At 65.6% G+C, this 12693-nt stretch carries 4 protein-coding genes (1 of these 4 running past the window's edge); all 4 read left to right on the forward strand.

The window, feature by feature from the left end; genetic code table 11:
* Tightly spaced (at most 14 nt apart), the 4 genes in view from RUU78_RS18340 to RUU78_RS18355 form a layout consistent with a single transcriptional unit that may run on beyond the window.
* Positions 1-466, forward strand: the end of a protein-coding gene (locus tag RUU78_RS18340) for a TauD/TfdA family dioxygenase (RefSeq protein WP_313918938.1). Its footprint begins 470 nt before the window's first position; only the last 466 of its 936 coding nucleotides appear in the window; its start codon lies off the left edge, out of view; it ends in the stop codon at positions 464-466.
* Positions 463-4581 (forward strand): AMP-binding protein, encoded by a 4119-nt coding sequence (locus tag RUU78_RS18345; RefSeq protein ID WP_313918939.1) that lies wholly within the window; start codon positions 463-465, stop codon positions 4579-4581. Before RUU78_RS18340 ends, RUU78_RS18345 begins: the two co-directional genes overlap by 4 nt.
* Entirely contained in the window at positions 4578-5192 is a 615-nt protein-coding gene (locus tag RUU78_RS18350) for a DUF6817 domain-containing protein (protein ID WP_313918940.1), read from the forward strand. The genes RUU78_RS18345 and RUU78_RS18350 overlap by 4 nt, the downstream gene beginning before the upstream one ends.
* 14 nt (positions 5193-5206) lie before the next feature.
* Complete coding sequence (locus RUU78_RS18355) at positions 5207-12658, forward strand: non-ribosomal peptide synthetase (RefSeq protein ID WP_313918941.1); 7452 nt, start codon at positions 5207-5209, stop codon at positions 12656-12658.
* Positions 12659-12693 lie beyond the last annotated feature (35 nt).

The following is a 12693-nucleotide window of genomic DNA, read 5'->3' on the forward strand; positions in this document are numbered from 1 at the left end:
GCGGCAGGTATTGCGCGTACACACGCGGCAACAGGCCGAAAACCATTGCCAGTCGCACGGCATGGCGTGGCGCTGGATTGACGAGGACACGCTGCAGACCCGTTGCACGCGTCCGGCAGTGGAGAAGCACGCCGTCACCGGTGAGGACTGCTGGTTCAACCAGGCGCAACACTGGCATCCCTGGTTTCTCGGCGAAGACGTGCGGCAGGAACTCGTAGATGCCTTCGGCGCCGAATCCTTGCCGCGCGATTGCTGTTTCGGCGATGGCAGCCGCATTGATGACGCGGCAATGGCGCATATCAAAGCGGTATACGAGTGGCTGGAATGGAGTGTTGCGCTGGAGGCGGGCGACGTGCTGGTCGTCGATAATGTATTGCTCGCGCATGGACGCAACCCATATGCAGGCCCGCGCGAACTGCACGTGGCCATGGGTTCCTACGCAATGCGTAGTGAGGCAAGGCGATGAATCGTGTTTCTGAATTGAACGGTGGCCCGCGTGCCGACTGGCATCTTACGCAGGCGCTGGCGCAGCTCGCTTCCTTCGGCACGGCAATCGCCGTCGAGGAGTGCGAGCGACAAATGGACTACGCCACATTTGCCGAGCGGATGAATCGCCTGGCTGCGGAGCTGCGTAGCGGCTATTCAGTCGAAGCGATCATTGCACTGGACATCGTTCGCAGTCTGGAACTGGTGCTGGCGCTGTGCGCATGCCTGCACGCCGGACGCACGTTCGTGATCGTGACTGGCGCACAGGCCCTGCGGCGCGCACGGGCGATCGGCGCGAAGGCTATCGTGCGTGCCGCCGCAGAGCCTGCGTCGATGGCGCTGGTTGTCGAGTCACTGGACACAACGCTCGCTGGCTGCCGGCCGGTTGCGGATGACGATGCGGACCTCGCTTATCTGCTCTACACGTCCGGCTCGACAGGAGCGCCCAAAGCGGTCGAGCTGCGTCGCAGCGGGCTGTCGAATTACCTGGCTTGGGCAGCGCGGCACTATGGCATGGATGCGCTGCGCGGCGCGGTCGCGCACCTGAATCCTGCCTTCGATGCGGCGATCACGCAACTGCTGCTGCCCATCGTGTGCGGCCGCTGCGTGCATATCGTGCCGCAGGGGCGCGAGATCACTGGCCTGATCGAATCCCTGGACCGGTTGCAGGGGCGTTGGCTGGTGAAGTTGACGCCGAGTCAGATCACGCCGATGACGATCGAGCGTGATGGCGCGGGCGGATTCGCCTCCGCCGGCGAACTGATTTTCGGTGGGGAGGCGCTTCATGGCGCCACCCAGTGTGCCGCCGCAGCCCTGTTTCCCGGCTACACGATCCACAACGAATACGGCCCAACCGAAACTGTTGTCGGCTGCACCATCTATACGGCGGCGCGATTGTACGACGACGGCTCGCTGCCGATCGGCGCACCGATCGACGCGACGTCGATCCGTGTCGTCGATGCTGCGCTTCGTCCGGTGCCGCACGGGGAGACCGGTGAAATCCTCATTGGTGGCGCCGGCGTGGCACGCGGCTATCGCGGCCTGGCCCGCCTGACGGCCGAGGCCTTTGTTCCCGACCCGGCCGGTGGCTTTTCAGGCGCGCGTGCGTACCGCAGCGGCGACTTCGGCTATATCGACGCCGACGGACACCTGCGATACACCGGACGGCGCGACGAGCAGGTCAAGATCCGTGGTCATCGCGTGGAGCTGGGCGAGGTGCGCGAACGCTTGCAGGCGTTGCCCGGCGTCGCCGAGGTAGCTATTGAAGCATCCTCGCTGCCCGATGGTGACCGCGAACTGCGTGCCTACGTCCGGCTGAAATCTGCCACGACGCTGGCCATCGTCCGCACCGCGGCGCAACAGGCACTGCCGGAATTCCTGTGGCCTTCGCACTGGTACAGCGTTGCACAGATGCCGCTGACGGAGAACGGCAAGCTCGACAAGTCGGCGCTGCCGACCATGGTCGGCGAGACACCGCCCGTCCTCGAGGCGCACGACGCGACGACGGCAACGGTGATGGCACTGTGGTCCGATCTGCTGCAGCACGAGGCGTTCGGGCCGGATGATGATTTCCATGCCGTCGGCGGGCATTCGCTGCTGGCGATTCGTCTGCGCGGCCAGATACGCAAGCAGTTTGGCGTGTCCGTGCCCCTGGCTGTGCTGGTCACTCTGTCGACGCCGCGACGCATTGCCGGCGCGATCGACGCAGCAGCCGGCAATGGCTTGGCTACGTCGGCAGCCGCGACCGTACCGGCATCGCCGCCGTCGGGCGATAGCGCTGATGCGCCCTTGTCACTGTTCCAGCAGCCGCTATGGGTTGCGGCGCTCGATGCGCGTCGCCGCGGTCTGCCGGATCCCTACCTGGTGCCCGTGGCGTTGCGCGTGCATGGCGCGCTCGACCTGGCGCGCTTGCGCAACGCTTTTGGGCGTGTCATTGCGCGACACGGCGTCTTCTATACGCGGATTACGTGGAACGGCGAGTCAGCGCGGCAGCGGATCGGCGAAACACCGTTGTGGGAATGGCAGGTCGAAGCACCAGCCGACATTGCATTGCGGCTTCGGCTACTGGCGACATCGCCGCTCGACCTGGAGACGGGGCCGGTCGCCGCCGTTCATGTTCTGCCGGCTGGTACGGACGAGACAGTCGTGCTGCTCCGCTTGCACCACCTGTTCATTGACGAGTGGTCTACCGCGCAGCTGATTGACGAGCTTTCGCGGGCCTACAACGGCATCGAGGCGTTGCCCGCCGCCCCGCCGCGCGATGCCTATGCGGCATTCAGCCGGCGTCAGCACGCGGCCACAACGGAACGGCTGGCATCGCAGCAGAGCTACTGGGCCAACGCGCTCGCCGATGCCGCTGGACTTCCGGAGCTGCCGGGCCGCGCCCAGCGTGGCGCAACGCGCGTACTCCGGCGCAGCGCCACGCTCGATTCGGCGCAGACGGCGTCGCTGCGTGCAGTGGCCGCAGCGCAGCAGGTATCGATGCACACACTGGTATTGACGGCCGTGGGCCTTGCCCTTGGGCAGGCGGCTGACCTGCCTGTGGTGCGGATCGCTGTGCCCATGGCTGTGCGCGATGACGAAACCCTGCATGGTGTTTGCGGCTATTTCCTCAATAGCGTGCTGTATTCCGTTCCCGTCGACGCGGTGAGTTCGCTGGCCGATGCCATCAAGGCGACGGGCTTTCGCGCAATCGGCGTGCTGGAGAACAAGGATCTGCCGTATGAGCAGGTTGTTTCCGGCAATGCGCCGATGGCGAGCGGCGCCCACGCACACGTGCGGTTCGTCTACAGCGAAGCAGTTCGCCTGCCTGAATTCGACAGCTGCACGGTGGAATATGTACCGGTTGAGCGGGCAGGTGCGAAGTTTCCGCTACTGATCGCTGCGCAGGCGGGGGGGGACGGGCTTACCGTTCACCTGGATGCCGATATCGGTATCTACGATGAAAGTGCCGTCGGGCGATGGGCACAGCTGTGTTACGCCATGCTTGCGGCCATCGCCCAGGATGCGACCCGGCAGGCGGCCGGCGTTTGTCACGACTTCGACGGCAAACGTCAGACTGCGCTTGAGGAACGTGCGCTGTCACTGGCGGGGCGGCTACGTGGCGCTGGGCGCCGCAGCGCGAGCGCAATCGGTGAGGTGGCGCAGAGTCGGCCGGCGGCACTGGCCGGCATCCATCTGGTGCAGGCTTCAACGGCCACTGCCTTGCCACAATGGCTAAGCGCGCAGGGCCCGGCGATACAGCACTTGCTGGCGGAGCAGGGAGCCGTGCTGTTCCGCGATTTCGCGGACATGTCGATCGAAGGGTTTGAAGCCTGTGTCGGCTTGCTGGGGCAGGGGGCGATGATCGCCTATGAAAACCGGTCGACGCCGCGCACGCGAGTGCACAACCACGTCTATACGTCGACCGAATACGCGGCTGACGCGGAGATTCCGCTGCACAGCGAGAATGCCTATTCCGCCCGATGGCCGGCACGCATCATGTTCTGGTCACGCCAGGTGGCTGAGCGCGGCGGTGAGACGCCTGTGGCGGACAACCGGCGCGTTCTCGCGGCGATTCCCGCCGCCACACGCGATCGGTTTGCCTCACGCGGCGTGATGTATCTGCGCAACTACCACCGCGGTATCGGCTTGTCGTGGCAGGAAACATTCCAGACTGCCTCGCGCGATGAAGTCGAGTCCTACTGCCTCACCCACGGTATGCAGTGGCGATGGCTGCCGGGCGACGTGTTGCGCACCTGGCAGGTCTTGCCGGCCGTGCGCACCCACGCGCCTACCGGCGCGGAAGTGTGGTTCAACCAGGCGCACCTTTTCCATGTGTCGTCGATGGGCGCTGCCATGGAACGCGACCTGCGCGGCCTGTTCGACGAGCAGTCGCTGCCGCGCAACGCCTGTTTCGGCGACGGCAGCCCGATCGGAACCGTCGATCTGGCAGCGATCCGCGACGCCTACGCCGCTCATGCCATCGTGTTTCCCTGGCGGTACAACGATCTGTTGGTGCTCGACAACGCCTTGTACAGCCACGGGCGACGCAGCTACGTCGGCGAACGGCGGGTGCTGGTCGGCATGACGGGTCCGGCACAGGAGGTGGCATGACGCCGCTGGAGGAATCGGCACTCGCGCTCATGTGCGATCTCGGCGACGCCGACGAGGCGCATTCGGATCGCACCGTGCGCGATCACGTGATCGGAACGCGAAACCTGTTGGTCGCATGGGGGCTCGAAGAGACGGTGTGCGCTGCGGCGCTGTGTCACAACATCTATGGCACTGCGACGTTCGCCGGTCCTGCCAAAGAGGTGGATCGTTGCCGGGTACGCGCCGCCGTCGGCGCGGAAGCGGAACGGCTGGTGTATCTGTTCTGCCGCGTCCGCCATCGCTCGCTGTTTGACGCGCAGGGCCGCGCAGCCATCGAGTTCCACGGTGTTACTGCGGAGACTCTCGACGAGCGCGACTACCGCAATCTGCTGCATCTCATTCTGGCCAACACGTTGGATCAGTTTCCGTCCCGCTGGTGGGTCGGCCGCGCCGTGCAGACGCTCCAGTCGTCGCTGTGGCAGCGCGTCGAGTCCCAACTCGTCGAACCGGCCCGACTGCATTGGCAGCAAGAAGCCCGCCGGCACCTGCGCAGCATTCGCGTTGCGCGGGTGGGCGTCTATGCGTGGCGCGTGCTGGTCAGAGTCGGACTGATCCGGCGGCCCCACGATTGAATGACGATTCCCGCATGAACGCATCGCTGCACGAAATTCCCTCCGATAGCGCTGGTTCGCCGCTGTGCGAGCTGTCGCCCTTGCAGAAGGCGCTTGTAGCGGCCGGCGCCATGGAACGGCGCGTGCGCGGCATCCTGCGGATCGATGCACGTCATACGGCCGCGGGGATTCGCGCGGCGTTCGCACAGGTCATCGCCGACTGGGAAGTGCTGCGCACGTGTTATGTCGAACAGTTCGGCCAGACGTTCCAGACCGTGGCAGACGCCGCTGCCATCCCACCGGCCCTGCTGCCGGCGATGGCCGCGCTCGCCGAGATGGAGTGCGTCTGGTCGCAGCTGACGGACTGCACGGCCGGCGTGCGTGCCGGGCTGATGCCGTGGAACGGCGGCCACCTGCTGCTCATTGCCGTGACTGCGGCATCGTTCGATGCGCCTAGCATGGCGATCCTGGCCGACGCGCTGGCCCGTTCGCTGGATGGTGCGCCGGCCGATTCGCCCATGCACTATGCGGACGTCGCCGCCTGGATGACCGATGCGGCGGCAGAACCGCTCTCGATAGCACTGCCGATGGCTGCGCAAGGTCGTGGCGAGTCACTGGATATCGTGATGATTGCCGATGCCTCATCGCCTGGCTGGCGCGCAACGGTACAGCGCACCGGCCTGGGCCTGGCAGTCCGTCGTACGGCACAGGCGACGCAGAGCAGCCTCTGCGCGGTTATTGCTGCACTATGGATAACGGTACTGCGGGACTTTTCCACTGATGGCAGCGTGCATCTGGGCGTGATCCTGGACGGCCGTCCGCTGGCCGATCTGAACGCCTGTCCCGGACGATTCGCCTGGACGTACCCCGTCTGGCTGTCTGCGGAACACCAGCCTACCCTGCGGCAACAGATCGTTGCGATGGATCGTCAGCTCGGCCAGGCCGCGGAATGGGCCTTGCGTTTCGATCTGCCGCTACGCCTGACCGAAGGCGGGGCGCGACCGCCCCCTTTCACACTGGCGGTGCAGAACGTCGCAGAAGAAACATCAGTACATGCACATTCTTGCGCCGATGAATCGCTCGATGGCGTGCTGCACCTGCACGCCAACGCGCAGCCTGATGGTGAAATCGCCTTCGAGTGGCGCTTCGACGCTGCGCGCTTCGACGCCGATGCGGTCGCCGTGCTGGTCGATCGCTTTGTTGCGCGGGTCATGGCCGCTGCGCTTCCGCAGCAGTGTGATGCGCTAGCCGATGCATTGGGCAGCGAGGAACTCGCGCGGCTCGCCCAGTGGGTGCGACCGTCAAGGAGCGCCGCTGATGTGACTGATGTGCTGGCGCTCTTTCAGCGCACGGTCACGGCCTGTCCCGAGCGCACGGCCTTAAGTGACGCGACGCGGTCACTCAGTTACGTGGAGCTCGCGCAGCACGTCCGCCAGATGGCGCAATACCTGTCGGCGCAGGGCATTCGTCGCGGTTGCAGGATCGCGATTCGCGCGACCGACCCGATGGTGCAGGTCGTCGCCATGCTCGCTGCGTTCGAATGCGGGGCCGCGTTTGTGCCGATCGACCCGGCGTGGCCCACGCCGCGTGTGGATGCGCTGCTCAGCGACGCCGAGGTCGGCGTCTGCATCGACGAAGCCATTGCGCCAGACGCGCATGCCGACGCCGTTGAACGCATTGCTGCCGAAAACGCCGCGCACCTGCCGGCCTATCTCGTTTACACATCCGGCTCGACCGGCACGCCAAAGGGGGTCATGGTTGGCCGTGGCCAGCTGGCGCGATACGTTGCCAGCATCTCGTCGGCGCTGGCCGCGAATGGCCCGCTGGTGTGGGTCGGGATCGGCACGTTTGCCGCGGACCTGACCTACACCGCACTGTTCGGCGCGCTCGCGACCGGCGGCGAACTGCGCCTGATCGATCAGGCGCTGCTCCGTGACACGCAGCGCCTGCTGGAGTCGCTGGTATCACGTCCGCCCGATGTGCTCAAGACCGTGCCTAGCCTGATCGCCAGCCTGCTCGAACTGGAGCCGAGCGGACGCTTCCTGCCCCGCCGGCATCTTCTGATGGGCGGTGAAGCGCTACCGCCGGGACTGACTGATGCCATCGTATCCGTAGCACCGGCCTGCCACGTCATCAATCACTACGGCCCGACCGAGACGACGATCGGCGTCGTCATCAATTCTGCGGCTGCTGATCCACGGCGGCGCGGTGTCGGTGCATCCGTGATCGGCCGACCGTTGCCGCACGCGGGCATCCGCGTGGTTGACGCGCGCGACCGGATGATGGGTATTGGCCAGTCGGGCGAGATCGTAGTCCATGGTCTCAGCATCGCCGACGGCTACCGCAATGCACCTGCGAAAACCGCGCTGAGTTTCGTACCGGATGCCTGGAGCGATGTGCCGGGTGCACGTTGCTATCGCACCGGCGACCTGGGTCGATGGCTGCCGGACGGACGTCTGGAATTCCTTGGGCGCATCGACCGGCAGATCAAGTTCAACGGCTTTCGCATCGAGCTGGCAGAAATCGAACAGTGTCTGCGCAGCCATCCCGCTGTGCAGGACGCTTGCGTCGTCGCAGTGCGCAGCCTGCAGGGTTCGGTCATTCGCCTGCATGGATTCGTGGCGCCCTCAGTGGTCGATAGTGAGCAGTTGCTGGCCCACTGCAAATCCCTGCTGCCGGCGGCAATGATACCGGCGACTGTCGAAGCGCTGGCGCAGTTGCCGCGACTGACCAACGCGAAGCTCGATCGCAGCGGACTGGAATCGCGCGCAGCTCAGGTCGCGATGGTCGAGCCGGATTATGGTTGGAGTCTCATGCAACGTCGCGTCGGCGGGGTACTCGCCGCGGTGCTGGGCCGAAGTGCAGTGGGGCCGCAGGAAGACTTTTTTGCGGTCGGCGGCAATTCGATACTGGCGATCCGTGCCATCGGCGCGCTCAATCGCGAGTTTGGCTGCCGCCTGCGGGCCGAGGCGATCTTCGAGCACCCGACCTGCGCGGGTCTTGCCGAGGCGATTGAACAGTGGACGCCTTCCGCGCCACCGATCGTGCGCGTCGAACGAACCGAATGGATGCCACTGTCGCCGGCGCAGGAACAGCTGTGGATCGCAGCCCAGTTGCTGGAGCCGGGTGCCTTGACGATTCCGCTGCGCATACACCTTGCCGGCGCCGTTGATCCAACCGCCATCGATGCCGCATTGCGGGCGGTCATGCAGCGGCATGAAATCCTGCAGACACGTATAGTCAATCGCGATGGCGTGCCACTGGCGCGAACGGTGGCGCTGCCAGCGCAGGTTGTTGAACGTTCCGACCAGAGTTCCGATGGTTCGGACAGCGAATTCCTGACGCGCGCATTCGATCTGGCGACCGAAGCGCCGCTGCGCGCACGCCTGATCGCGCAGGGAGAGGGGCACTGGCAGCTGCTGCTGTCGTTCCACCACATTGCCGTCGATGCGTGGTCGCTGGAGCTGTTCCTGAGGGAGTTCGTGGCGTTGCTCGACGGCGCCCGTCTCGATGCCTTGTCGGTGCAGTACGCCGACTTCACGGCCTGGCAACGAAGCCTGCTGGCGGGCGCGCAGGGCGCGGCGCTTCGAGACCGCTGGCAACACTATCTGGCCGATAGTTCGCCGCGGATAACACTCGATCCGACTTTTGAAACCGCTGCGGCGGTTCACGGCAGCGCCGTCGTGCGTGGGGAATTGCCGGCGGACGTTCTCGACGCGCTGCGATCACAGGCCGCGGTCGCCGGCGTCAGTCTCTTCGCCGTGCTGATGGGCGGCTTCTGCGCCGTGCTGCGGAAGCTGACGGGTGACAGCGACCTGGTCGTCGGCACGCCGATCGCCGACCGGCCGGCACCCGAACTCGAAGGCCTGATCGGGTTGTTCTTCCAGGTGCTGCCGATGCGTCTACAACTGCACGCCGACGCGTCGGTGGCGGACCTGTGGCGCCAGGTCCACGGCGAGCTGGCCCGCCTCTGGTCGATGCGCGACGTTCCGTTCGATGTACTGGCGCTTGCGAATCCTCGCAGCGACGATCGCCTGCAGCCGTGGTTCAACGTGGTCTTCACCCAGCGCGAGGCTGCGCTCGATCATGCAGCGACGTCGGGGACGGCAAAACTCGAAGCACGCATCGAGCGTCCGCAGCACAGCGTTGGCCACTACGATGTGTTCTGCGCCGTCGAGACTAGCGCCACAAAGGCCGTCTGCGTACTGGAGTACCGGCGCGACCGTGTGAGCGCGGCGGCGGCATCCCGGCTGATCGAATGGCTGATTGCCCTGCTGACCGAGATGGCGAAGCATCCCGCGACACCGCTTCGTTCGCAGATCCTCGGAACGCTGCCGGCTGCGGTGACGTTGGCGAAGAGCAATGCGCACCCCACGCTGTTCGAACAGCTGGCTGCCTGGGTTGCGGACGATCCGCACGCCCCGGCTCTGCGTGCCGAAACAGACGCGTTGACACGGCGGGCGTTGGCCCAGCGCGTGGATCGGCTCGCCGCCGCCCTGCTTACGAGATATGGAACAGGCGATTCCATTGCGGTACGCCTGTCGCGTGGCGTAGATCTGGTAGTGGCCCTGTTGGCCGTGTGGCGCGCAGGAATGGTGTATGTGCCGGTCGATCCGTCGTTGCCGCAGTCCCGGCAGGAAGCGATCATCATCGACGCGCGGCCCTCGCTACTGTTCGTGGACGCAGACGCTGGCGCCATCGCGGACACAGCATTTGCCGGCGTGCCGTGCGCCATGGTCCGCCAGTTGGAGAACGCTGGCGAAACAGCGCCGGTTTTCGCGTGGCCGCAACCCTCACCACTGCAGCCGGCCTATCTGATCTATACCTCGGGAAGCACGGGACGTCCCAAGGGCGTGGCGGTGCCGTGGTCCGCGTTTGAGGCATTCGTTGCAGAAATGTCGACGCGGCTGGCGCTGACCCCGGCTGATACGCTGTTCGCAACATCGAGCATCAGCTTCGATATCTCGCTGCTGGAACTGGTGCTGCCGCTGGCCTGCGGCGGTATTGTCCACATTGCACGCGCCAATCCATGGCAAGACCCGGACTATCTCGTTGCGGCACTCACCGATGCGACTGTGATGCAGGCAACGCCGTCCGCCTGGCAGATGCTGCTTGGGTATCTGGACCGCATCACGCTGCGCATGGCCCTGGTCGGCGGCGAAGCAGTCCCGCGTGATCTGGCAACAGCGCTCTACGCCAGCGCCGATGCGGTGTGGAACATGTACGGACCGACCGAAGCTACGATATGGGTCGCGGCGGCCGTTGTCAGCGCAACTGCGCCCCGTGGCGCTGGTGGCACCGTGGATATTGCTGCGCCTTTGCCGGGAACGCGCTGGTCGGTGCGCGACGACGATGGACAGCCTTGTCCGGTCGGAATGCCCGGCGAACTTGTGCTCGCCGGCTCGTTGATCGGAGCGGGATACCACGGCTTGCCACGAATGACGGCGGAGCGTTTCGTTCCGGACGAAGCCGGCAGTCGTCAGTTCCTGAGCGGCGATCGCGTCGTGCGCCTGGCGGACGGACGAATGCGTTTCCTCGGACGTCGCGACGGCATGGTGAAATTGCGCGGCTATCGCATCGAATTCGCTGAAATCGAAGCTGGGCTGCGCGCCGCGGACGGCGTCGCCGCCGCTGCGGCGTACGTCATCGACGATCGCCTGTTCGCCGCGGTCGTGCCCTCCGCTGGCGCTGCATGCGACATGCCGCAATGGGGTGATCAGCTACGAGCCACGCTTGCGACGCGGTTGCCTGCATACATGGTCCCCTCGCAGATCAACAGCATCGATGCATTGCCGACGTCGTCCTCGGGAAAACTGGACCGCCGACGCCTGCCGCAACCAGTGTCGAGGCAGGACGATCCGCCTTGCAGCACGCCATTGACGCCAGTCCAGGCACAGGTAGCCGAGGCGTTTGCCGCGCTGCTCGGTCAGCAGCCGGCAAGCAGCGATGACGATTTCTTCGCGCTCGGCGGCACATCGCTGCTGGCAGCGCGTCTCGTAGCCCAGCTCGGTCAGCGCACCGGAGTGACACTGCCGCTGCGCGAGATTTTCCGCGATGCCACCGTGCGCGGCATCGCCTGGCGGCTGCAGCGCGCCGGTGTGCCGGCTGTTGCTTTGCCCGTACTTGTACCGTCCCGGCGTGACCGCGGCCCGCTGTCGCCGTACCAGGCAGGTATCTGGGCGGGTCAACGGCGCGGCGACATGGGATCTACTTACCACATTTCCACAACCGTGGTGCTGCACGGGCCGCTCGACAGGCAACGCCTGCGCAGCGCCCTGACTGCGCTGTGCAATGAGCAGGACCAACTGCGGTGTGTCATTGCGGAAGAGCAGGGTGGGCTGCTGCAGTACGCCTCGGCCGAGGTACGCCTGGAGCTGATCGACGTCGATGCAACCGCGGCGCCCGTGGATGAAACTGCGCTGTTGCGCGAATGGCGCGCGCAACGCTTCGATCTTGCGTATCCCGGCTATTGCCGATTCGGGCTGATCCGGCGCGCGACCGATGTGCACGTGCTGAGCCTCGTGCTGCACCATCTGATCGCGGATGAATGGTCCTGGCGCATCGTGCTGGACCGGCTGCAGGCCCATTACCTCGCCGCCGACGCGCCGGCGCGTCCCGAGGCGGCCGATACGCTCAGTGCCAGGGCGAGCTATATCGACTATGCGGCGCTGCTGCACGATGAACGAACGGCGCCATGGTTCACCCGGCAGGCGCAGTTCTGGCGTGACACTCTGCAGGGCAGTCCGCCGCTGCTCGAGCTGGTGTCGGCACGGCCGCGGCCGGCGCGCCGGCAGTTCCGCGGCGAGGCGATCGACGTGGCGCTGGACGCGCGTGCGACGCGCGCCTTGCAGAAACTGGCCAACGAACAGACCACCAGCCTGTTCACGGTGCTGACGGCGGTTTACGCCGTGCTGCTCCACGCCGGCAGCGGTCGGCACGATGTGCTGATCGGTACGGCTGCTGCCAATCGTCGCCTTGCGGGTACCGAGGACATCGTCGGGCAGTTTTCCAACGTCCTGGCGTTACGCCTGGCCGTTGATCCGCAGGCTCCATTCCGTGCCCTGGTCGAACGGGCGGCGGATACCGTGCTGGCCGCATTGGACCATCAGGAGTATCCGTTCGCCGATGTCGTGCAGCAACTGGGCGTGCAGCCTTCCGCCGCGTTCGCACCAGTCGTGCAAAATTTTATTGTGTTCCACAACACGCCAAAAGCACGTCCCGCTTCGCCCTGGCAGGTCCAGACGCTGGCGCCCCACTACGCCCATTCGGAATACGATCTCGACCTCGGGCTCGACCTGCGCGACGGTGCTCTGGAAGGGTATCTGCGCTACAACCGTGATGTATACGACCGACGTGACATGACGGCCCTGGTTGCGCAGTTCTGCCGGCTGATCGATCGCATCGCCGTAACCGCAGACACGCCGGTCGGTCTGTTGTGCCTGCCCGCGGAATCGGCGCCCGAAGCCGTTGAAAGTATCTCCCTGTGAACACCCGAACGGGCCTGAGCCCTGCCGTTGGAGCC

Source organism: Tahibacter sp., from assembly GCF_032229445.1.
In the GTDB taxonomy this organism is placed as follows: domain Bacteria; phylum Pseudomonadota; class Gammaproteobacteria; order Xanthomonadales; family Rhodanobacteraceae; genus Tahibacter.

Excerpts from the sequence above, each read along its gene's own strand:
- RUU78_RS18345 (WP_313918939.1), top strand. The coding sequence starts at position 463 with ATGAATCGTGTTTCTGAATTGAACGGTGGCCCGCGTGCCGACTGGCAT.
- RUU78_RS18350 (WP_313918940.1), top strand. The coding sequence starts at position 4,578 with ATGACGCCGCTGGAGGAATCGGCACTCGCGCTCATGTGCGATCTCGGC.
- RUU78_RS18355 (WP_313918941.1), top strand. The coding sequence starts at position 5,207 with ATGAACGCATCGCTGCACGAAATTCCCTCCGATAGCGCTGGTTCGCCG.